This window comes from Stenotrophomonas maltophilia (genome assembly GCF_001274595.1).
GTDB lineage: Bacteria > Pseudomonadota > Gammaproteobacteria > Xanthomonadales > Xanthomonadaceae > Stenotrophomonas > Stenotrophomonas forensis.
In genome coordinates, this window is the sequence record NZ_CP011010.1 from 2,601,910 (window position 1) to 2,624,721 (window position 22,812).

Here is a 22,812-nt window from a genome sequence, read left to right on the forward strand (position 1 = left end):
CTTGCCCCAACCTTGCACGAAGCTTGCAATGCGAATCCTGCTGATCGAAGACGATGCCGCCCTGGCCGATGGACTGATCCGCGCCCTGCAGGGCGCCGGGCACCTGTGCGACCACCTCTCGCGCGGGCTGCATGCGCCGGCCGCGCTGGCCAGTGCGCCATATGACGTGATGGTGCTGGATCTCTCATTGCCCGATGTCGATGGCCTCGACCTGCTGTCGCGGTTGCGCAACGACGGTGTCACCCTGCCGGTATTGATCCTGACCGCGCGCGATGGCGTCGACGATCGCATTCTGGGGCTGGACCGCGGTGGCGATGATTACCTGGCCAAGCCTTTCGCACTGGGTGAGCTGGAAGCGCGGCTGCGTGCTCTGTCACGCCGCCGCAGCGATGCACCGGCGCAGAAGCGGTTGGGCCGGTTGTGCTTCGACAGCATCCGCAACGAGGCGCAGGTGGATGGCCAGCGTGTCGAACTGACCGCGCGTGAGCTGGCGCTGGTCGAGGCGCTGATGCAGCATCCCGGCCGTACCGTCACCAAGCAGCGCCTGTTCGATGCGCTGTACAGCTGGGACCACGAGGCCAACCTGTCGGTGATCGAAGTGCATGTCAGCCGCCTGCGCCGCAAGCTGGAACAGGCGCGTGCCGGCGTTGGCATCCGCATGCTGCGCGGCCTCGGCTATCGGCTGGAGGCCGGCGGTGACTGAGCGCGTGCACAGCCTGCGCGGACTGCTGCTGCGGCGCCTGTGGCTGCCGCTGCTGGTGCTGATGTTGTGCAGCGCGGTGGGTTCATTCGCACTGGCGCGCTTCTACGCCGGCCAGGTCTACGACCGCTGGCTGCTGGACTCGGCAATGTCGTTGTCCGAACTGGTGGAGGTGCAGGATGGGCGGGCCTCGATCGAGATCACCCCAGCGGTGTCGCGCATGTTCACCTGGGACACCACCGATGAAGTGCATGGCGAAGTGGTCGATGCCGGGGGCGGACGCTTGTACGGTGACCTGCCCGAAGCATTGCCGCGCCCTGCCGTTGCCGCCGCACGCGATGACGAGGCCGTCTACTACGACGCACGGCTACGTGGGCAGCCGGTGCGCATGGTCGAAGTAGTGGTCAGCGCCGGACCCGGCCACGACATCCGGCTACGCGTGGCCGAAACGCTGCGCAAGCGCCACCGGCTGGAGCGCAAGCTGCTGATGACCAGCATCCCGTTCCAGGCCGCGATCCTCGCGCTGGCCGCGTGGCTGGCGTGGTCGGGTACCGGCGCCGCCGCACGCCATGCCAACCAGGTGGCGCGCCGCTTGGCCAGCCCACGCCCCGACCCGCTGGCGCCGTTGGAGCCCGCGCAGGAGGCGCCGCGCGAACTGTGGCCGGCGGTGGAGGCCTATAACGCGCTGCTGCAGCGTCTGGACGCGATGCAGGCCGCGCAACGGCGCTTCGTCAGCAATGCCGCGCATCAGCTGCGCACGCCGCTGGCGGCGATGCAGGTGGAACTGGAGAGTTCACTGCGCCAGCATGATCCACAGGCGCAGCAGCTGGCGTTGTCCGGCACGCTGGGCGGACTGGCGCGGCTGCAGCACCTGGTCAACCAGCTGCTGATGCTGAGCCGTTCCGAAGATCCGCAGGGCAGCGCGTTGCCGCTGCGGCCGGTGGATCTGGCGGTGCTGGCGCGCGGCGTGGTGGAGCGCTATGCGGACAGGGCGTTGGCCGCAGGCGTAGACCTGGGTTACGACGGCCCCGACGAGGGCGTGTTGATCCAGGGGGATCCGCAACTCCTGCGCGAAGCGCTTGGCAATCTGCTGGACAATGCCCTGCGCTATGGCAGCGTGCGCGGGGTGATCACGCTCGGCCTGCAGCAGAACGCCGAAGGCGTGCAGGTGTGGGTGGACGACGACGGCGCCGGCATCGCCGAGGCCGAGCGCGGGCGTGTCACGGAACGTTTCTACCGGGCCAGCAGCGAGGGCGAAGGCTGCGGCCTGGGGCTGGCGATCGTGGCAGAGATCGCACAGCGGCATGATGCGGCATTGGTGATCGATACCGCGCCGATCGGTGGCGCGCGGGTCGGATTGCACTTCCGCTCCCGGTAGATGCCAACCTTGGTTGGCAACTGCTGCGCCCGTAGCGGGACATATCGATGGACGCCAACCTTGGTTGGCGCTACCCATCGGCAGCCCTTGATCTACGCAGCGACCAGCCGTACCCGGCTGCACCTGGCGCCATGCCTGAGCCGTGGAGCCGCCACGCGCCTTGCGGCAGCGTTGTTACGCTGATTCAGTCCATCCAGAACTGATCGGTGCTTCTCATGCCGCCTCTTCGACCCGTCCTTCTGAAATCCCTTGTGCCAACAGCACTTCTGCTGACGGCGTGCCAAGGTTCGACCGTCAAAACGCCCCAGAAGCACTCACCTGAGCTCACAGCGCGCATCGAAGCACTGTCGCAAAAGACCAAAAAAGACCTTGTGGAGGTGGAAGGCGGCACCTTCATCATGGGTGATTTCGGCCCCATCGATCCGCGTGCAAAGATGCCTTACAGCGGTGAGCGCGACGACGACGTACTGCGTGAGGTAACGCTGAGCAGCTACGCGATCGGTGCGAAGAAGATCACCTACGCCGACTTCGATGTCTACACCGACGCGACTGGCCAGCCCCGAACGGCGCAGTACCCGTTCGACCTAGAGTACAGAAACATACCGGACGACCTACCGGTAGGTGTGAGCTGGGAGGCCGCGCAGCAGTACTGCGGATGGGTAGGAAAACTGATCGGGCGGAAGATGGAGCTGCCGACAGAGGCGCAGTGGGAATACGCGGCGCGTAACCGGGGCCGGTTCGTGATCTGGCCCACCGATGATGGCAGCGTCGACGACGGAAGGAATGTTGGCGACTACAAGACGCTCCGAGCGTATGCCTCCAAGCATGGCTACACGGTCGGTCCAACTCCTCTTGGTCAGTACCCGCCCACCCCACTGGGTCTGTATGACATGATCGACCATGGGTATGAGTGGGTCTTTGACTGGTATCGGGATCCTTATGACATCTCCGACACACAAGACCCCCGCGGACCAGTGCATGGCGATGAAAAAGTCCAGCGAAGCAGCGGCAATCAGGGTGGAGACTCTCTTTTCATCGTATCGATGACATTCACTCGATTCAAACGCCATCCAAATCCGGGTCCAGATCCACTTCTGGACGACGATGCGAAGTATCTCTTCGACCCTAACAGCCTGAACAGGTTCCGATGCGCCGCCACTGCATCTCTGCGTCCTATGGAAAGTGCCGCCTCACACTCCTTGACCCCGTCATAAGTGCCTCCCCATATCTGGCATTGCTACGCTAATTCAGTCCATCCAGAACTGATCGGTGCTTTCCATGCCGCCTATTCCACCCGTCCTTCTGAAATCCCTTGTGCCAACAGCACTTCTGCTGACGGCGTGCCAAGGCTCGACCGTCAAAGCGCCCCAGAAGCACTCTCCTGAGCTCACAGCGCGCATCGAAGCGCTGTCGCAAAAGACCAAAAAAGACCTGGTGGAGGTGGAAGGCGGCACCTTCATCATGGGTGATTTCGGCCCCATCGATCCGCGCGCGAAGATGCCTTACAGCGGTGAGCGCGACGACGACGTACTGCGTGAGGTAACGCTGAGCAGCTACGCACTCGGCGCCAAAAAGATCACCTACGCCGACTTCGACGTATATACCGATGCAACGGGCCAGCCCCGGACAGCGCAGTACCCGAAGGATCTGAAGTACAGGAACCTGCCAGACGACCTCCCGGTCGGCGTGAGCTGGGAGTCGGCGCATCAGTACTGTGGATGGGTTGGCGGGCTTATCGGGCGCAAGATGGAGCTGCCGACGGAGGCGCAATGGGAATACGCGGCGCGCAACCGAGGGCAGTTCGTGATCTGGCCCACCGATGATGGGAGCGTCGACGATGGAAGGAATGTCGGGGATTACAGAACCATCACGCACTATGCTTCCCAGCGTGGCTATATGTCTGGCCCTACTCCGCTTGGACAATATCCGCCCACCCCGTTGGGCCTGTACGACATGATTGATCATGGATTTGAGTGGATGCTTGATTGGTATAGCAATACTTACGACATTTCAGACACGCAAGATCCACGCGGACCTGCACATGGCAAGGAGAAGGTCCAACGAAGCCACAGCAATCGAGGAGGGGACTCGCTCTTCATCGTGTCGATGACGTTTACCCGGTTCAAGGACATTCCAGACCCTTCTCCAGACCCGCTTCTCTCGGAAGAAGGAAGGCGACTGTTCAATCCGAACAGCTCAAACAGGTTCCGTTGCGCAGCCGCCGGCCCTGCCAGTTCAAAGGACAGCTGACGCGGCCCAGCAACGGGCCTGCACCGCTATTCATTTCTGGGGTCGTGACGCCTGCAAACTAGGATGCGTTTGCAGGCGAACCACTGTGACCAAGTATCGCAACAGCCCGTTGTTCCTGCCCACGCGAGCGCAGGTAGTCGCCATCAATGCTTGCAAATGTAGGCGCGTCCCTGCCGTCAAGCGCCAGGAGCGCATCGAGGTCCATCCGCTGCAACTGCACTACCTCATACCCCTTTGGAAAGCTACCCAGCAGTCTTCTGCGATGGGCAATGAACTGCTCGACGTAGCTGCTCCCCAGCCGATCTGATGGCACATCACCTTCCACATTGATTGGATCAATTACTTTTCCTCTAAGGTCACCTGACAGCGAGTTCCCATAGTCAAGAAATTTAATTACATCGCCTTCAAGCTTGCCCAGTGACTCACCGCTAATCTCGCCGTCGGCAGTCATGTACTGAAACATCGCCAGCCATTCACTGACAAGGCTGACGCCCCTTATCACGCGGATTACAGCCTTCTTGTGATCAGGAAGGTAGTGCAGCTGAGGATCAAAAATCCCCTCGAATTCAGCTGGACTATTCATATGCGTTATCCAGTTGTGGCGAGTGATGGTGTAGAGGATCATTCCACGAGTCACAGGTGTTGCGTACAAGAGCCATGCACTATTGAGATCTGAATTTCCCGTAGCGGAGTTGATTCTTCGAACCAGTTCAATTCGATTCCGCGCAATCTGCGCTTTGCCAATCTGATCTTCTACAGCCTTGAGCGCGCGGTCGATGTTCTGGGCGAGGAACCTTTCTACAGATCCTCCGGCGGACACCTCGAGGAAGGCGATCTGGGAGAAGTACTTCAGCGCATCTCGCGCAAAGAACATCAGCTCCCTGAACCCCGCATGCGCCAACTGGTAATACACCCACTTGGCAAACTCCAGCATTCCTTCCACGCCTACCACGAAATCCAGCGCCCCTCTGCAGCCGATGCCCAAACACAGCCGCGCACTGACCTTGATCCGGAAACGCCCGTCCGCGTAATACACATACAGCTGCGCCTTGGCCCCCGCCCCAGCAGAAGCGGCCGTATCCAAGCTCAGCTTCGCAAGCGTTACCGGTGTTCCCTGCTGGGGCGGCAGCCATTGCAATTCACCCGCAGGCGTCAAGCCCGCCTCAAGACCCACAAACGCCTCGGCATTCACCCGCATGCCATTCAGGCTCTCCGGGGGCTTCTCGCCCACCGCAGCCATCACGCCCCGTCTCGACGGCCGGCCGTCTTTGTCCGGTGGATCGCCCATGTCAGCCCGGGGCATGCCGCGCACGATGTCGAAGCTGGGCACGAAGCTGTCGTCACGATCGCGCGGCTGCGCCTCGACCTTGGCAGCACCACGATCAATGCTCACGCCGGCAGCACCCATCAACGCCCGTTTCACGCCAGCAAAGCCGTGCAGTTCCAGCGACATCTGGAATACGATCGCGCCCAGGTCGATATCGCCGTAGCGCTGCATCCACCCGGTACGCGAGGGAATCGACCACGTATGCACGGCCTTTGCTTCAAATAGCGCCAGTTTGTAATGTGCACCCGCATCGACCTTGGCACTGGCCTTGCGGTGTAGTGGATCCCACTCGGCCTGGGCACTGGCCCCGGCACCCGCCACAAACCGCAGCCACTGCGCGGAGGTCTCCACCGAGTAGGTCTCCGACGCGCGCACCAGCTCGGAGAACTGGTTCCCACCCAGCTCGATAAGGTCGAACTGGATGTTCGGCGCCTTGACGCTCCGGCCAATCTGGGCCTTGATCGTCATCAGCGATTCCATGAACTTGCGTGAATCAAAGTTCTGGAAGGCCGGCCCCTTCTGCCGGGCCGCGCTGCCCACGGACATCGCGCTGTCGCCCGCCCGTGTCGACATGCCCAGATCCACGTGGGTGGGCACGCCCATCACCCGGCGCCCCTTGAACTCGTCGTACTTGAACCGCGGCAGGTAGTTCCGGCGAAGGCCCACCTCCTGCTGCGCCCCGCCGTCCCCTTTGCGGCTGTAACTCTCGAAGGTGATCACTTCGACCAGATCGGCCTTTCGCGCGAAGTTGCGGTTGAGCATGGCCGCTGCACGGTCCTCGGCCATGCCCAGGTTCTTCTCGGCCTGGGCCACCGCTTCCAGGCTGCGGCCGGCCAGCGCCTCCTCCAGTTGCCAGCGGGCGCGCGGCACGGCGGAGAGGCTGCCTTCAATGGATCGCGCAACCTCGCGGAACTCCTCCCAGACCTCGGGTGTCAGCAGCAGCAGTTCTTCGTCGGCCACATTCAGCAGCGCCGGTGCACTGATCTTCCCGGCCAGCTCCAGCGTGGCGCCTTCGCCGGGGCCGCTCACCACCGCATGCATCTTCACCGGCACCACCGGCACCAGGCGCGGTTGCCCGACCACCCGTGGCTCGGACAGCGCGCTGCGCAGTTCGCTGCGGCTGCCCGGCAGGGTGAACACCAGCCGCAGATCCTGTTCGCAGAACAGGCGCGGGGTCATCCCCTGCCTATCCGTTACGCCACGGACCGGCCGCCCGTGCACGTCGAGGGCGATCACCTCAGTGCCGTCGCGGTCGCGGCGATAGCCTACAAAGCCGGCATCCGCCACCGGTGTTGGCGGGCTCTGCCGCTGCAACTGCAACTGGTGGAACGGCCGCAGACGCAGTCGCCGCACCTGCAACGCAGGCCGCAGCGACGCATCGGCCCGTGGGTCCTCGCTCCACGGCCCCAGCTGCGTGGGCTCATGGCAGTCCGGGTGCAGCAGCGGATCGGTCCACTCGCCGCTGGCGTCATCGCGGACCTGCAGTTCGTATCGATGCTCACTCTGCGGCAGGCGGGCGCCCTGCCCGGCCCCGGCAGCTGCGTCCGGCACGTTGCGCCGCGGCCAGGGCAGCTTCAGGCCGGCCGGCCCCGGGCCGAGGTTCGGCCAGCCTCTGCGCCAGCCGGGAAGGACCGGTGGCGCCGGGGTCTGCGCTCGCTCCGACAGCGTCACAGGATCGGTGTCGCCGTGGCTGTCGGTCGTGCCGGATGCCACGACGGCGAAGCCATGCAGTACATCGCGGATACGATAGGTGACGTCCGCGCAGGGCACGACGTTGCCATGCCCGTCATGGCGGAACAGGGTGAACTTTCCAGAACTCATGTACCAGATTCCTTTCTTCTGACCCGCTCAGCTGTTGCCTGCGTCGCGCAGGTAGCCTTCGTGCCGTTCGTCATCCACGAACAGGCCCACCTTCTCCGGGCCATCGGTGACGACCTCCTCGGTGAGTCCGTCGCCGTCGGTGTTTCCACTCAGCCAGCGGCCATCCGGCAATTGCATCGAGTAGGCCGCCCCCACCAGCGGTGCACCGGCGTGATCGCGTACAAGGAAGCGGGCACGGCAGGGTGCGGCGCCCAGCGTGTGCAGCGGATAGGCCAGCGACGCCGGACCGATGAAGCTGTGTTGGCCCGCGTGCACCGTCAGGGTTCCCGGGCAGTTGAACTGGATGTTGCCGCCTTCGATCGTCAGGCTGGCGCCGCCTTCCACCTGCACCACCAGCGCACGTCCTGCCGCCAGTTCAACCGCTGCATGCGTACTGGCCAGGCGCTGTGATTGCCGAGACTGCAGCTTTACCGCGTCGCCCTGCGCCTGGATGTCGACCGGCTGCTCGCCGGCAGCGATGGTCATGCCGGACGGACATCCCGATGCAGAAGCAGAGGCCGAAGCCAGCACGCCGACAGACTGCGACGCATGAAGCCGCGCGTGGCCTTTCACCACGGCCTGCCCGGCAGCGCCTGCTCCCAGGAGCAGGCTTTGCCCGGCCTGCCAGAACACAGCCTGCCCCGCCACCAGCGCCTTGCGTGGCGCCACCATGCCCAACAGGGGTGCCGTGCAATGCGGGACACCACCCGCTGCAACCGTGTCACCGGCAGCATCACGCGCGCGGCCGAAGTCATCGGCCGCAACCACGCCCATTGCCGCGTCGCGCAGGGGTGTCAACGCAGTCGAGGCATGCAGCCCGGCAGTACCGTGCAGGCGCGCGCTTTGGCCGAACGCAGCGGCCAGCGTCCTACACTGGGCCAGCAACGCGCCGGCCTGCACCGCCGTACCTGCTGGCTGGGCAGCCCCTGCCGGATACGCACCAAGCCACAGGCCGCGCTCGCTGCGCACCACGCCCGCCGCATCGCTGCGCAGCTCGAAACCCTGCCCACGCAGGCTGCCACGATAATTGCCGCGCTGATGGATGACGTGGCCCAGGTTCAATTGGGTGCTGGCCTGTGTCGTGGCCAACTGCAGGCGGAGCTGGTGGTCGGTGTCGTCGAACTGGAGCGTGGAGCCGCCTTCACCACCCCACTCCCGGGAGCGGATACCCCAGAGCGCACCCGGATGGCGATGCGCCTGCTCGCCCTCGCCTGCTGCATGCCAGGCCGGCGCATTGCCACCGGCAAGGTTGCCGATGCCGCCAACGTGCGTATCGCAGGCCTGCGCGTGCAGCGATGGATCGTTCTCACCGCGTCCGTTGTACAGGGCACCCAGTACGATCGGGCGTTGCACGTCCCCTTCCAGAAAGCCCACCAGCACTTCCTGGCCCACGCGCGGCAGGAACTGGCTGCCCACCCCCGGGCCCGCAAACCGCTGCGCCACGCGCAACCATGCGCTGTGCGCCGGCCTGCCGGTTGCATCCATCAGCGGAAAGCGCACGCGGATCCGCCCGAGCGCGTCAGCGTGCACCTGATCGCCTTCGGCTACCCCGGTGCGATCGTCAGGACCGATCACGATGGCCGTCTGCCGACCTACCATCTGGGCTTCGCCCTCCTGCTCCGGTGCGCGCGGCCGCCAGGGGCGCTGGCGGTCAACGGCATGGAATGCAGCCGCATAGCCCAACTGCTGGGCATGGCGCTGCAGCGCGTCGGGCAGGAACCCATCCCGCTGCAGGGCGTGCTCCGGACGATGCTGGCGCAGCCGCGCGGGCAAGGTGTTGACCCCGGCATGCTCCACCGAGGTGAGCAGCAGCTCGGGCACCTGCTGCGGCGACCATTGGCTGATGCTGGACCATGTGCCGGCGGCCAGGCAGCGCACCGTGGCAATGCCCTGCCATCCCTGCCGCTCCGCTTCATGGCGTTGAGCCAGAAGCGCGGCACGCCGCTCGGCCTCCGCATGCGACTCAAAGGCCTGGGCGCCGCACGCCAGATATTGCTCGACAGGCGAATGACCGCCGCCGTCCACCGGCAACTGGACGGCCAAGGTACGGTCCTGCCGATAGTCATCGCTGACCATGCTCAACCGGCGCGGGCCAAGCCGCGCATGCCGGGCCAGCTGTACTACGCTGTCTTCCTGCTCGGCCGCGTGGCCGCGGTGGAAGCGCAGGGCACCGTCGCGTGCCGACAGCGGATCCTGCGGCAAGGCCACGCTGTCGAAGAACAGGACGATGCGATGCAGCGCGGGCGCCTCCGCATCCGCCTCGACACGCCAGCCGATGCCTTCCTCGGCCAACAGGCAGGCCACGAAATCCATATCCGACTGGCGGTACTGAGCGCAGTAGTGACGCGGCGGGAGGGCGTCCAGGCGGGCCCGTGCATCATCGCTCCAGTGCCAGCAGGCACGTGCCTGATGCTCGGCGAACACGGCATCCACGATCTGCCTGACGGTTGCGTCACGGAAGACGCCGCTGTTGCGCTGCTGGCCCAGCCACCAGGTCCATGCCGCCAGGCGTATACGGTAGCGGGTGAATTCCCGATCGCCGTCCAGCCGACGTACCTCGCGCACCAGCCCTGCCCGTGGAATGTCGCGCCCCTGCGCATCACGCGTGTGCAGCGTTGCAGGCCGGCCCAGCCAGTGTTCGCAGGCAGCATCCGCGTGCGCCGCAAGTACATCGATGTGGTAATCCAGACCTTCCGACAGCGCCTCGCGTCCGTGCCAGCGCTCCACCAGCAGAGACCCTTCGCCGGGCAGTTCAAACCGGTGCAGCAGCGATGCATCCTCATGCGCATGCAACGTGTGCATATGACCTACACCCCGTGCACCACCCTGGCGCACTTCTGTGCGCAGGACCCTAGCAACGGGATGAGCGGAGTGAAATCAGAATGCTATGAATGTGGCCTGGAACGGCCCGACGGCGACGCTGCGTCACCGATTCCGGGGCGAATCCTTCCGTTGAACCCTGATCCGCACTCGACAAATCATGCAGATCGCGACAGGCATCCGGGCAATGCATCGCAGACATCCAAGGCCCGCAGCGATCGGGTTCCGGTAGAGGCCAACCTTGGTTGGCGATGTTGACCTCCCGCGTGCCAACCAAGGTTGGCACCTACCAGAAGCGGGAACCACCCCATGTCGCCCCAGTGCGCAGCACCGGCATCTGGGCGATGCATCGCGGACACCCACGGCCAGCAGTGATCGGGTTCCGGTAGAGGCCAACGTTGGTTGGCGATGTTGACCTCCCGCGTGCCAACCAAGGTTGGCACCTACAAGAAGCGGAAATCACCCCATGTCGCCCCAGTGCGCATCACCGGCTCATCGAATACGGCGCTTGCGCGCCCTGCCCCGGCCAGTCCTTGTTCGGCTCGGCCTGCATGCTGAAGCGCAGTTCGCCACCGGCCAGGATCTCGTCGTGGCGCAGGAACGTGCGCGGCAATGGCGTGCCGTTGAGGCTCACGCTACCCACATAGGTGTGCTTGTCGTCCAATCCGTCGGCCACGATGGTGAAGGTCTTTCCGTTCGGCAGGCGCATCGCGGTCCTGGGCAGGAACGGACGGCCCAGGATGTACTCGCCCGAGCCCGGCGCCACCGGATAGAAGCCCAGCGCGGTGAACACGTACCACGCCGACATCTGGCCGACGTCATCATTGCCCGCCAACCCATCGGGGCGATCGGCGTACTGGGTGTCCATGATCTGCTTCAGGCGCGCCTGCGTGCGCCACGGCTGGCCAGCGTACGCATACAGGTAGGCCACGTGGTGGCTGGGCTCGTTGCCATGTGCGTACCAGCCGATCAACCCGGTAATGTCTTCCATGTGCTCGAAGATCGACGGATCGACCTTGGCGTTGAATACCTCATCCAGCCGCGCCAGCAGTTTGTCGCTGCCCCCGTGTGCTGCGGCCAGGCCGGCCACGTCCTGCGGCACATACCAGGAATACTGCCAGGCATTGCCTTCGGTGTAGTCGGTGCCGTAGCCGCTGGCGCTGGGGTCGAACGGCGTGCGGAAGCTGCCATCGCGCTTGCGCGCGCGCATGAAGCCGGTGTCCTTGTCGAAGGCGTTGCGCCAATTGCCGGCGCGCTTGTCGAAGGTGGCCGCAACATCGGTCTTGCCCATGGCCTGCGCCATGCGCGCGATGGTCCAGTCGTCGAAGGCGTATTCCAGCGTCTTGCTGGCCGCTTCGCCTTCCTCGTCGATCGGCACGTAGCCCAGCTCGCGGTACTGCGCGATGCCGTCATAGGGACCGTAGTTCGCGGTCTCGACCATCGCCTTCAGCGCCTTGTCGGCGTCGAAGCCGCGGATACCCTTCACGTACGCATCGGCGATCACCGGCACCGCGTGGTAGCCGATCATGCACCAGTCTTCCAGGCCGTGGAACGACCACACCGGCAACATGCCATAGGGGCTGTGCTCGTGGTGGGCGAGCATGGAATTGACGAAGTCGCTGTTGCGCTTCTCCGGCTGCACCAGGGTCAGCAACGGATGCAGCGCACGGTAGGTATCCCACAGCGAGAACGTGGAGTAATTCGTGTAGCCCTCTGCCTTGTGCACGGCGTTGTCCGAGCCGCGGTACTGGCCGTCGGCATCCATGAACAGCGTCGGCCCCAGCATCGTGTGGTACAGCGCGGTGTAGGCACTGCGGCGTGCATGTTCCGGTGCATCGATATCGAGCACCGACAGCGCCTGCGTCCATTCCTGCTTGGCCTGCGCGCGCACGCGGTCGAAATCGAAGTCCGCCACTTCGGCATCCAGATTGGCGATGGCGCCGGCCTCGCTGACCGGCGACATGGCCACCTTCACCACCAAGGGTGCGTCCAGCTTGCCGAACGCGAACGTACCGACCAGCTGCCGGCCCTCGATCTGCGCACGCTGCGCCGGGTCCTTCTCGCCCGGCGGCGGGAAGCCCTTGTAGACGATGTCCTGCTCGGTGTTGTGCAGTTCATGCCCGGTCAGCGGACGCGAGAAGCGCATCGCGAAGTACAGCTGGCGGCCCGGCGCCCAGCCGCGGGTTTCGCGGAAGCCGGTCACCGTGCCATCGGCGCGCACCCGCACCCGCGACCACAGCACCTTGCCCGGGTAGTCGTACATGCTGGTACGCATGTCCAGCAGCACCTTGGCGTCGGTGCCCTTCGGGAACGCATAGCGATGCACGCCCACGCGCGCACTGGTGGTCAGTTCGGCGCGCACCTTGTAATCATCCAGGGTGACCGCGTAATAGCCCGGCTCGGCCTTCTCATCGTCGTGGCGGAAGCGCGAGGCATAGCCGCTGCGGGGCTTTTCCGGATCGCCGCGCTCCAGCCCCGGTGTGCCGGTGAACGGCATCAGCAGGATGTCGCCCAGATCGGAATGGCCGGTGCCGGAAAAATGCGTGTGCGAGAAACCGACGATGCTGCTGTCGTCGTAGCGGTAGCCGGCGGCCCAGCCATAGGCCTTCTCGCGCGGCTGGATGCGCGTGTCCGGGCTGAGCTGGACCATGCCGAACGGCACCGTGGCACCGGGATAGGTGTGGCCTTCGCCGCCGGTACCGATGAACGGGTCGACTGCCGCATAGGCGCGCTCGGCGGGTGATTTCGGTGTGGCGGCCAACGCGGCACCGGAAGCCAGCATGGCAGTGGCGGCAACGGCGATCAGGAAACGACGGTCCAACGTGGGCATCGGCATTTGGATCGATTCAGGCGATGGCCGGATGCTAGCACCGGTATCGCCATGTCGCACGCTGCAGTGCGGCCGTCGGGATTGGCGCGCAGGTTTGCACTTAATTGCATGGCCGCGCGACGAATCGGCTCATAGGCTTGTCGCCCACCTCTCCACTAGCTGACTGCTATGCGTCAATTGTTGTCCATAACATCCCCTCTGAAAGACCGCGCCTTTGGCAGAGGGCGTAACAAGACGACACATCAATTGGCGCGTCGCGCCATGGCCTGTGCAGGATGGCGCTGCAGCGGACATACCGCTGCCGGGATTGGAACCCCCGAAAGAAAGAGGGACAGACATCGCTCGTCACAAATGCGACGGGCACTGCCCGCCACCCTCGCGGTGGCCATCACACCCAGGGAGTTCCCGCATGATCCACGAACGTCCGCTCAGCCCGGCCATGGAGTCGCTGCTCCATCGCATCGAACAGGCCTTCAACAGCGCCGAGGGCATGGCCATCCTCATCGGCGAGCAGTACGGCCCCGAGCCGAAGCCGCCCGCGCCCATGGGCTACAACCCGAAGCAGATTGCCACGGCGATGATCATGCTGAGCCAGCACGGGCGATGCCTGCTGCAGGCGCTGCGTGAGGAAGCGGAGAAGGTGACGCTTCACTGACCCCGACAGGAGTGAGCCGGCACTTGCCCGGCGCTCCGGGCCGCCCTACCCTGCGCCCAGACTCGGGAGAGCCCACATGGCCCGCCGCGCTGCACGATGGATCGCGATTGCAGGAATGATCGCCGCCGCCTCTGCTGTCCATGCCGATCCGCCCCCACCGCAACCGGCCGTGGCCCGCACCGCGCAGGACGACTACACCATCCTGCGCCTGCTGGTCATCGACGACCAGGGCCGCCTGCTGCTGGAACACAACCGCAGTGGCTGGATGACGCCTGCCGTACGCGCCAACCGCAAGCAGAGCGTGCAGGAAGCACTGCGGCAGCTGGCAACGGAGCTTGGCCTGCAGGTGTCACCGTTCGCGCTGGCGGCCCTCTACAGCTATCGTTTCAACGAAGACCCGCCCGACCCGACGCACGACGCGATGTCGTTCCGGCAGCACTATCGCGCCACGCTACGCCGTGTGCAGCCACCGGCCACGACGGCGGAAAAACAGTACCGCTGGGTGAGCCGCGACGAAGCCGCACGTCTGATTGGAATGCAGGCATTGCGCATGGAGACCCTGCAGGTGCTTGACCACCCCGAAACGCTGTGGGGTGGCGCCTTCGAGTTGTCGTTCAAGGGCGATGAGGCCACCGGCACCGAGCTGATCGAGCCGTTCTACCCGTTGCGCTAGCCTCGCGCGTAGCCGCGCTTAATCCGGCAGTGCCGCCTGCAGGGTTGCCAGGTCGGCACTGTCCAGTGGCCGCACCACGCGTGCCACCTCGTGGCCGTCATGCAGCAGCACGGCGGTCGGCCACAGCTTCACCCTGAATGCACGGCCGAGCGGCTTGCCCTTGCCATCCTCGATTTTCCAATGCACCAGATCGTTGGCATCGACGAAGGCCTGCAACGCCGCTTGTGCGGCCTGGCAGTGGCCGCACCAGGGTGCGCCAAATTCCAGCAGTTGCCAGCCCGGCTGTGCTTCCACATCCGCATGGGCCGGCTCTGCCGAGAGGTGATCACGCATGAACGGCATGCGCGTTACGCCGCCAGCGCCTTCTGGATATCGGCCAACGGTGCGTTGGTCAGATCCTTGGCGATATCACCCAGCAGGCGCGACTGCACTTCCTTGTGCAGCAGCGGGCGGATGCGGCCCAGCGTGGTCGGGTCGGCCACCAGCACCAGATGCGCGTAGCGGTTGTTCAAAGCATCGTCGTTGAGCTGCTCGGCGACCTGCTTGGCGAAGGTGGCTTCATTGAGCTGTGAGATCGACATGTCCTTGGGCACCGCGCCGGCCGGCCCCTGCCCCGAGATGCCCTGCTCGCTGATGTCCTGCAGGCGCAGCTCACCTTCCTGCTTCAAGCTGAGTTGATGCTCGTTGCCAACGTTGGTGAACACGCGGGCAGAGCCGCCATCGGCGACGATGATGAGGGTGCCTTCGGGAATGCGACGGGTCATGCGATGTTCCTTGTGGAGTGCGTTCACCTGCACCGTAGCCAGCCATGCGTGAGCGGCGCGGCCACAGTTCGTTCAACGCATGTCATCACACACGCGCTGCGGATGAACAGGCGCGATGGAACACAGCGTGCAGATCAGGCGGCTTCGCTGCATGCTCACGCCGATGCCGTTATGATGAACAGATGATCGACACGACCCACTACGTGACGGGCGCACCTGTTACGTGGGAAGCACTGCCGACCGGCGCTTCGCTTGCCACGCATGTTCCCGCCCAGCATTTCCATCGCCTCGCGCTGGATCCTGGCGGCTGACGCCCGCAGGCCCTTCTGCCTGCATTCCCCACGCTGATGTGACACCCGGCCGCTGACTGCGCTGCCGCGGTGATCCCGTTTCCGTGTTTCCGCCCCTGCGGCGGTGCCGTGCCGTGCCGTGCCGTGCGCGTGGCATCGCGCCTGTTCCCGGAACACACCCATCGCTCATTCCCCCACCTGATAGGGAGCCTCCATGCAGGACACCCCCGATTCACATGCTCATTTCGGCTGGTTCAAACGCCGCCGCCACCTGAAGGTCGATGAGATCACCGTTGTCGACAAGCCCATGCTCAAGCGCGCCGTCGGCGCGGCTGCACTGGGCAATGCCATGGAGTGGTTCGACTTCGGCGTGTACGGCTATCTGGCCGTCACCATCGGCCAGGTGTTCTTCCCCTCCAGCAATCCCACCGCACAGGTGATCGCGGCCTTCGCCACCTTCACCGTGGCATTCCTGGTGCGGCCGCTGGGCGGCCTGGTGTTCGGCCCGCTGGGCGATCGTTACGGCCGCCAGAAAGTGCTGGCGTTCACCATGATCCTGATGGCGCTGGGCACCTTTGCCATCGGCCTGATTCCCTCCTACGAGCGCATCGGTATCTGGGCGCCGGTGCTGTTGCTGCTGGCGCGCGTGGTGCAGGGCTTTTCCACCGGCGGCGAGTATGGCGGTGCAGCCACCTTCATCGCCGAGTACTCCACCGACCGCAACCGCGGCCTGATGGGCAGCTGGCTGGAGTTCGGCACGCTGGGCGGCTACATCGCCGGCGCCGGCACCGTCACCGCGCTGCACATGCTGTTGAGCAGCGAGCAGATGCTGGACTGGGGCTGGCGCATTCCGTTCCTGGTGGCTGGCCCGCTGGGCCTGCTCGGCCTGTACATGCGCATGAAGCTGGAAGAAACCCCGGCATTCCGCGCCTTCGCCGAGGAAGCCGAGAAGCGCGAACATGACCGGCCAGGGTTGGGCGCGCTGTTCCAGGTGCACGGCCGCCAGCTGCTGGTGTGCATGGGCCTGGTGCTAGTGTTCAACGTCACCGACTACATGCTGCTGACCTACATGCCCAGCTACCTCAGCGTCACCATGGGCTATGCCGAGAGCAAGGGCCTGCTGCTGATCATCATCGTGATGCTGGTGATGATGCCGCTGAACATCGTCGGCGGGCTGTTCAGTGACAAGCTGGGCCGCCGCCCGATGATCATCGGTGCGTGCATCGCGCTGCTGGTGCTGGCGGTGCCGTGCCTGCTGCTGGTGGGCAGCGGCAACGACTGGATGATCTTCCTCGGCCTGATGCTGCTGGGCCTGGCGCTGGTGTGCTTCACCAGTTCGATGCCATCCACGCTGCCGGCGCTGTTCTATACCCCGGTGCGCTACAGCGCGCTGTCGATCGCATTCAACGTGTCGGTGTCGCTGTTCGGCGGCACCACGCCGCTGGTGACCGCGTGGCTGGTGGAGCGTACCGGCGATCCGCTGGTGCCGGCCTACTACCTGATGGGTGCGGCGGTGATCGGCCTGGTCACCATGCTGTTCGTGAAGGAAACCGCCGGCCTGCCGCTGCGCGGTTCACCGCCGGCGGTGGGCAGCGACAAGGAAGCGGCCGCGTTGTTGAAGAGCGACGTGCCAGTGACGGTAGACCCGAGCTTGCCGCCGCTGCCCGATGTTGCAGAGCCCGAGCAGGTGAAGCCGGCCTGAGGCCCAGCGCGAAACGGCATCCACGCATGGCGTGGATCTACTGAAGCTGCGCCGGCGTCGCATGGCGTGGATCTACGGTGTGGTGTTCAATTCCATCGCGCGCATCACGATGGGCTTCGCCCAGTCCGGGGTGTGCAGCAGTTCGGCCACCGACACCGGGTATTGCAGCCGGCCCTGCGCCATTGCCAGCACCGGCAGCGGTTCGACACAGCCCTCGGCATCGGCCGGGGCGCTGTTGTCGTAGACATGCAGTTCGGCCAGGTGCGGCAGCAGGTCCAGCAGGTTCTCGCGCGCGGAATCGAAGCGCGCGTGGATCTTCTCGACCGGGATGTCGTGGCCACCGGCTGCCACCCGCGCGGCCACGCGGGCAATGTGCAGTTCGACATCGGCCAGGCCACAGAACCAGATCGCGACGTGGTGCCGTTCGCAGGCCTCGCGCAGCAGGCGCGGAATGGTGTTGCCACCCAGCGTGGTCTCGAAGGCGAAGTCGGTGCCGTCGGCCATCGCCTGGCGCAGGCGACGGGTGCCTTCCTGCCACGCTTCGGCGTTGGCCTCGGGCAGCGGCCAGCCAGCCTCCACCAGGCGCCGGGTGAACGAATCCGGGTTGAACCAGCTCAGCCCTTCGGCCTCCAGCCAGGTGCCCAGCAGCGAACTCTTGCCGGCGCCATTGACGCCGGCCAGCACCAGGATCCGCCCCATCGGTCAGAGCGGACGGCCGAGGGTGACCTTGCCGCCGCGACGGATCGGCTGGCCCAGCACCTTGCCCAGCCCCTCGCCGCGCTGCAGGCCGGCCAGGGTCTGGTCGAACTCGCTGCGCAGGCGCATCAGCTCCTCGCTGCGCTCACCGGCATCACCGCCGGCCGCCTTGGCCAGCAGTTCCTGGTAGGTGCGGATGTCCACGATCACCGCTTCGGGGTGGTTGTGGTTGGTGATGACCAGCGCCTGCTTCTCGCGCACGGTGCGCATCAGGCTCGGCCAACCACGGGTCTTCACCGACGAGGCCGGGGCCTTTTCAAGGCCGGGCAGATCCAGCGGCAGGGTCATGGCACAGCTCCGGGTAGAGGTGGACTATGGCCACTATACCCAATTTGGCCAAATTGGGGATAAACCGGGTTTCACCGGGCCGGCCCGGGCTGCGGCGCATCGGTCTGCAGCAGGCTGTCGCGCTCGCGCAGCGGGAACCGGATCCAGGCGTCCAGCCCCTGCGGGCTGAAGCGCAGCTCGCCAGTGCCGGCCAGTTCATACGGCACGCGCTGCTCGATCAGGGTACGGCCCAGGCCGCGCTGCCGGGGCAGTGCCCAGCCCTCTACTTCGGCATGGCGCTCGCACCAGTGCAGGCCCAGCCAGGGCTGTTCATCCTGTACCTGAAGATGCCAGGACACCTCGACGCGGCCGCTGTCATGGCTCAGCGCACCATGCCGGAGTGCATTGGTGGCCAGCTCATGGATGGCCAGCGACAGCACTTCGGCCGCCTTGGGCGGCAGCAACACATCCTCGCCCTGCAGGCAGTAGGCGGCCATCGACGGCGTCTCCGCCGCGATCTCCTCGTTGAGCATGCCGCGCAGGCAGACCCCGGCATTGGCGCCGCGGGTCAGCAGGCTCTGCGTGCGCGCCAGCGACATCAGGCGCCCGCACAGGCGCTCGGCATATTCATCCACGCTGCCGACCGACGCGCGGGTGCGCCAGGCAAGGGCATGGATGGTCGACATGATGTTGCGCACCCGGTGCTGCAGTTCGGCCAGCAGCACCGACTGGCGCTCGGTGGCGCGCTTGAGGTCGTCGATGTCCACGGCAATGGCGAACACGCCGCTGACCTCGCCATCGGCATCGCGCAGCGGCGCGGCAGCAACCCGTGTCCAGCGCGCGCGGCCATCGTCGTGCAGGTACTGGAACTCCAGCCCCGGCACCACGGTTTCACCGCGCATCGCGCGGGCAATGGCGAAGTCGTCGGGCCCGATGGCGCTGCCGTCGGTGTGCCAGCCCCGCCAGCGGTGCTGGTTGTCCGCATCGGCAGACGGCACCTTGCCGGTGGGCAGATAGGCGCGCATCTGGTCGTTGGATAACAGCATGCGACCGTCCAGATCGACAATGCACAGACCTACCGGCAGCATCCTGAAGGCCAGCTCGAGGCGACGCTCGCTCTCGCGCCGCCGCACTTCTTCACGCTCGCGCGCGGCCTGCGCGAGATGCGCGGCGGTGGTCTCGAACATGGTCACCAGCACGCCATTGATGCGCCCTTCCTCGCCGCGGATCGGGCTGTAGGTGATGGTGAACCAGACATCCTCCAGGCGGCCGTGCCTGGCCAACGGATACAGCTTGTCCTCGAAGGTGAGGGTTTCGCCCTGCCAGACCCGGGTGTAGAGCGGCCCATTGATGTGCCAGACCTCGGGCCAGCACTCGCGGGTCGGCTGGCCGAGCCCGGCCGGATGCCTGTCGGCGAGGATCTCGGCGTAGCCGTCGTTGTAGAGCTGCACCAGCTGCTCGCCCCACAGCACGATCATCGGGAAGCCGTGGGCCAGCATCAGGTCCACCGTGGCGCGCAGGTGCGGCGGCCAGCGGTCCATCCCGCCCAGCGGGGTCGATGCCCAGTCATGGCGGGCAATGCGCGCAGCCATCCCGTCGTGGCGGGCGTGCAGCCGCAGCGCCGGCGGCATGCCGGCCTGCCGGTCGGCGGCGTGGAAACCTTCGATACGGCGCCCCATACGGCCCGGTCAGGCGATGCCCGCAGACGCCTGCGGTGCAGCGACAAGCCCGGCCAGCTGCTGGACCAGGGCCTCGATGTGATAGGGCTTGGTGCAGCGCGGGGCGGCGGCGAAACGGCTCGGCAGGTTGTCGTCGTACCCGGAGGTGAGCAGGAACGGCGTCCCCGCCTCCGCCAGGCGATCGGCCAACGGATAGACCTGTTCGCCGCCGAGGTTGATGTCGAGCAATGCGACGTCGATCGGATGGGTATCGACCAGCCGCCCCAATGCCTGCAGGTCACCGGCAGGGCCGATCACCTGTGCGCCCTTCAGCTCCAGGTAGTCGACCAGGAACATCGCGATGGCGAATTCATCTTCCGCCACCAGCACGCGCAGCCCTTTCAGGCCCTCTGGTTTGTTACCGGCTTCCAGCACGCCCTGCACTCCTCGATGCACGCGACCCGCCTGCGGTCGCAACGAGGGCAGGATGCGCGATCCGGCCTACAAGAGCGCGTGACGATCAATGAAGAACCGGTACTGCCGGCCTCTACCTCAGAACGCGCGCTCCCACTTCAGGCTGAGCAGGCTGCGGTCGTGGCTGTACAGCCAGCCGACATTGCTGTCGATGCGCGCGTAACGCAGGCTCAGGCTGGGCACCAGCCCGGCGACCGCCAGCCGTTCGCTGCGCACGATGGCGATGAGGTTCTGTTCGCTGTCCTCGCGCCGCGCCTCCAGCAACGGGCTCCAGGCATCGTAGTCACGCTCGCGCAATGAAACGAACACGGTGGCGGTGGTACCCGTCCACTGGCGCGCGGCCCCCAGGCGCAGGCCTCGCTGGCGGTAGCCGTTGGCCGGATTGGCGGCACGGCTGTCACTCAGGTCCAGCCCGGCAAAGAGGGTCCAGCGCGGGTTGAGCGCACGGAACCAGGTGGCATACACCGCAGCCAACTCACCGTCGTAATTGCTGGCCAGGCCGCGCTGGCGATAGCGCTGGCGCTTCCAGTCGGCCTCCAGCTTGAGCAGGCTGCGCGCATCCAGCGCATATTGCCATTCGCCGTGCAGCCCGCTGCCGCCCTGCAGGGCCCGATTGCCCAGGCCCTGGTAGTCATAGCTCGGCGCGATCTGCAGGGTATGCCGTGCGCTGCGCCAGCTGTAGCCGGCCTGCACGCTGGCATTGAGTTCGTTGTAGGCACTGTGCCCGCGCCAGGCCTGGCCGAACGCAAGCCCGCGCACATAGACCCCATGATGACCGGCCAGCGCCCAGCGACGTTCCAGGTTGCCGTCGTAGTCCAGGCCCATCGCGCGTTGGGCATCGGGAAGATTGCGCTGGATGATGCAGGTCTCGCCGACGCCGAACAGGCAGGTGCGGCTGGCCGAGCTGCGGTTGATGTTGTCGCTCCATGCCGGGCCGGCGGCCAGCGCTCCTTTCCAGCGCTGGCGCGCCTGCAGCGCGGCCAGGTAGGCGTCCACCCGTCCGCGCACCCCTGCGGTGGCGGGGTCGTCGGCATTGATGCCACCGGCGATGGCCGTGAACAACGCCACGGCATCACGGTCGCGCTGGTCTTCGGCATAGACACGCGCAAGTTCAAGGCGCGCCGGCAGGAAATCCGGTTGCGCCGCCAGCAGCGCCTCGTATTCGTTGGCCGCGCGGCGGTGATTGCCGCCTACCCGCGCCAGGCTGCCCTGCGCGTAGTGGCGCAGCAACGGGTCGTGGCCGGGCAGTTCGATGTATTCGTCCAGGAAGCGTTGCGCGGCGCCCCATTGCTGATGCTGCAGCGACAGGTACAGCGCCTGGCCCAGATCGTCGACGGTGCGCTCCACGCGCAGGGTCTGGCCGTCGATGGTGATGGTCGGCCGCTCCGACTCGGCCTGCCGCAGGCGCTGCTGGTCCTGCTGCTGGTGGCGCAGTTCGCTGCCCTGCTCAAGCACGCGACGCAGATCATCCTGCTGGGCGCGCACTTCGGCAGCGGCCAGCAACAGGATCACAAGGAAGATGGGATGGCGCATGGTCGATCCGTGGTGGTGCATGCAGCGGGCCGAAGCAGGGACTGGCGGATCGCGGCTTGTCCCTGCCCTGCCCCGTCAGGGGCGTGGCAATCAGTTCTTGCTGCCGCCGAAGGCGGTGTCGTACTGGCTGTTGCCGGCGAAGGTGGCGATGCCGGCCAGGGTGGCGGCGTTGGCGCCGAAGAACTGGCCCTGGGTGGTGCCGTTGACGCTGCCATTGACGTTGGCCGAACCGGCGAACGATGCGTCGGCACTGTTGATGTTGGCAACGATGGCCAGATTCAGGCCATTGCCGGACAGTGCACCATCCAGGGTGCCGGCACCGAAGTCGGCGTCGAAGGTGCCGCTCAGCAGGTTGCTGCCGTTGAACTTGTTCAGGCCAGCCACGGTGTAGGACGCCACACCGGCGGGCAGCGTGGTGCCGGCGCGGTCACCGACGAAGTAGACCTGGCGGTTGTTGAAGCCACCGGCGGCGCCATCCTTGGACCATTCACCGAACCAGACATCGCCACTGCCAACCTTGACGAAGTTGAAGTGGCCCATGCCGGCGTGGCTGCCCGGTGCGCCGGTGATCGGCATGGCCAGGGTACGTACCGTCACGCCATTGACGGTGGTGGGTGCCGAGTAGGCGCTCAGGCCCTGGAAGTCCACCGGCTTGGCCTGGGACACGGTGCCGACACCGATACCGGCCTTGCCAGCGCGGTGCGGGCCGCCATTGACCTGCGATTCGCCCACCGCCACGTACAGCTCGGCATCGGTCTTGGCACTGGCGGCACCGACGATATCGGCAGCATGCGCGGCACCGACCAGAGCCAGCGAGGCGGCAACGGCGAGAACCGAACGGGAGATCATTTTCATGGTATTGCTCCTTGATTGAG

The 22,812-nt window shown here is 65.7% G+C and carries 19 protein-coding genes; 8 read left to right on the forward strand and 11 right to left on the reverse strand.

The genetic code is table 11. From position 1 onward, the window contains the following. The first annotated feature begins 28 nt into the window (after positions 1-28). From VN11_RS11980 to VN11_RS11995, 4 genes are all read left to right on the forward strand, one after another. A complete protein-coding gene (locus VN11_RS11980) occupies positions 29-703 on the forward strand; it encodes a response regulator (protein WP_053449888.1) in 675 nt (224 codons plus the stop codon). Beyond that, on the forward strand, positions 696-2,078 hold the full coding sequence (locus VN11_RS11985; protein WP_053449889.1) for a sensor histidine kinase: 1,383 nt from the start codon (positions 696-698) through the stop codon (positions 2,076-2,078). Before VN11_RS11980 ends, VN11_RS11985 begins: the two co-directional genes overlap by 8 nt. A gap of 251 nt (positions 2,079-2,329) precedes the next feature. Next, positions 2,330-3,292 carry a formylglycine-generating enzyme family protein gene (locus VN11_RS11990; protein WP_238581798.1) on the forward strand — a complete coding sequence of 321 codons (963 nt, stop codon included), beginning with the start codon at positions 2,330-2,332 and terminating at the stop codon, positions 3,290-3,292. A gap of 64 nt (positions 3,293-3,356) precedes the next feature. Beyond that, positions 3,357-4,328, forward strand: coding sequence for a formylglycine-generating enzyme family protein (locus VN11_RS11995; RefSeq protein ID WP_080374926.1), 972 nt, complete (start codon positions 3,357-3,359; stop codon positions 4,326-4,328). Positions 4,329-4,386: 58 nt separating this feature from the next. Here the strand turns inward: VN11_RS11995 and VN11_RS12000 are convergent, their stop codons facing one another. The 3 genes from VN11_RS12000 to VN11_RS12010 form a co-directional block, all read right to left on the reverse strand. Then, the gene (locus VN11_RS12000; protein WP_053449891.1) at positions 4,387-7,476 is read right to left on the reverse strand and encodes a hypothetical protein; all 3,090 of its coding nucleotides are present in this window, start codon (positions 7,474-7,476) and stop codon (positions 4,387-4,389) included. A gap of 27 nt (positions 7,477-7,503) precedes the next feature. Continuing rightward, positions 7,504-10,317 (reverse strand): type VI secretion system Vgr family protein, encoded by a 2,814-nt coding sequence (locus tag VN11_RS12005; RefSeq protein ID WP_053449892.1) that lies wholly within the window; start codon positions 10,315-10,317, stop codon positions 7,504-7,506. A 502-nt stretch (positions 10,318-10,819) separates the two neighbouring features. Continuing rightward, entirely contained in the window at positions 10,820-13,171 is a 2,352-nt protein-coding gene (locus tag VN11_RS12010; protein WP_053449893.1) for a GH92 family glycosyl hydrolase, read from the reverse strand. 403 nt (positions 13,172-13,574) lie between these two features. Here VN11_RS12010 and VN11_RS12015 point away from each other — a divergent pair, with 403 nt between their 5' ends. Next, the gene (locus VN11_RS12015) at positions 13,575-13,820 is read left to right on the forward strand and encodes a hypothetical protein (protein ID WP_008267939.1); all 246 of its coding nucleotides are present in this window, start codon (positions 13,575-13,577) and stop codon (positions 13,818-13,820) included. 76 nt (positions 13,821-13,896) lie between these two features. After that, positions 13,897-14,493 carry an NUDIX hydrolase gene (locus VN11_RS12020; RefSeq protein ID WP_053449894.1) on the forward strand — a complete coding sequence of 199 codons (597 nt, stop codon included), beginning with the start codon at positions 13,897-13,899 and terminating at the stop codon, positions 14,491-14,493. A gap of 18 nt (positions 14,494-14,511) precedes the next feature. Here the strand turns inward: VN11_RS12020 and VN11_RS12025 are convergent, their stop codons facing one another. Both VN11_RS12025 and VN11_RS12030 read right to left on the reverse strand, forming a co-directional pair. Next, positions 14,512-14,835 (reverse strand): thioredoxin family protein, encoded by a 324-nt coding sequence (locus VN11_RS12025; protein WP_053449895.1) that lies wholly within the window; start codon positions 14,833-14,835, stop codon positions 14,512-14,514. Positions 14,836-14,840: 5 nt separating this feature from the next. Then, on the reverse strand, positions 14,841-15,257 hold the full coding sequence (locus VN11_RS12030; protein WP_053449896.1) for a host attachment family protein: 417 nt from the start codon (positions 15,255-15,257) through the stop codon (positions 14,841-14,843). Between the two features lie 182 nt (positions 15,258-15,439). Here VN11_RS12030 and VN11_RS22855 point away from each other — a divergent pair, with 182 nt between their 5' ends. Then, positions 15,440-15,568 (forward strand): hypothetical protein, encoded by a 129-nt coding sequence (locus VN11_RS22855; RefSeq protein ID WP_258010884.1) that lies wholly within the window; start codon positions 15,440-15,442, stop codon positions 15,566-15,568. Positions 15,569-15,761: 193 nt separating this feature from the next. Beyond that, entirely contained in the window at positions 15,762-17,249 is a 1,488-nt protein-coding gene (gene proP / locus VN11_RS12035) for a glycine betaine/L-proline transporter ProP (RefSeq protein ID WP_053449897.1), read from the forward strand. 72 nt (positions 17,250-17,321) lie between these two features. Here the strand turns inward: proP and VN11_RS12040 are convergent, their stop codons facing one another. From VN11_RS12040 to VN11_RS12065, 6 genes are all read right to left on the reverse strand, one after another. Continuing rightward, positions 17,322-17,948, reverse strand: a complete 627-nt coding sequence (locus VN11_RS12040) for an AAA family ATPase (RefSeq protein ID WP_053449898.1) — start codon at positions 17,946-17,948, stop codon at positions 17,322-17,324. Between the two features lie 3 nt (positions 17,949-17,951). Beyond that, positions 17,952-18,293 (reverse strand): type II toxin-antitoxin system prevent-host-death family antitoxin, encoded by a 342-nt coding sequence (locus VN11_RS12045; protein WP_053449899.1) that lies wholly within the window; start codon positions 18,291-18,293, stop codon positions 17,952-17,954. A 71-nt stretch (positions 18,294-18,364) separates the two neighbouring features. Further along, a complete protein-coding gene (locus VN11_RS12050; protein ID WP_053449900.1) occupies positions 18,365-19,951 on the reverse strand; it encodes a sensor histidine kinase in 1,587 nt (528 codons plus the stop codon). 9 nt (positions 19,952-19,960) lie between these two features. Beyond that, positions 19,961-20,365 (reverse strand): response regulator, encoded by a 405-nt coding sequence (locus tag VN11_RS12055; protein ID WP_053451320.1) that lies wholly within the window; start codon positions 20,363-20,365, stop codon positions 19,961-19,963. A 117-nt stretch (positions 20,366-20,482) separates the two neighbouring features. Then, positions 20,483-21,937, reverse strand: a complete 1,455-nt coding sequence (locus VN11_RS12060; protein WP_053449901.1) for a porin family protein — start codon at positions 21,935-21,937, stop codon at positions 20,483-20,485. Between the two features lie 90 nt (positions 21,938-22,027). Further along, positions 22,028-22,792: a Slam-dependent surface lipoprotein gene (locus VN11_RS12065; RefSeq protein WP_053449902.1), complete on the reverse strand. Its 765-nt coding sequence runs from the start codon at positions 22,790-22,792 to the stop codon at positions 22,028-22,030. Positions 22,793-22,812: the final 20 nt, after the last annotated feature.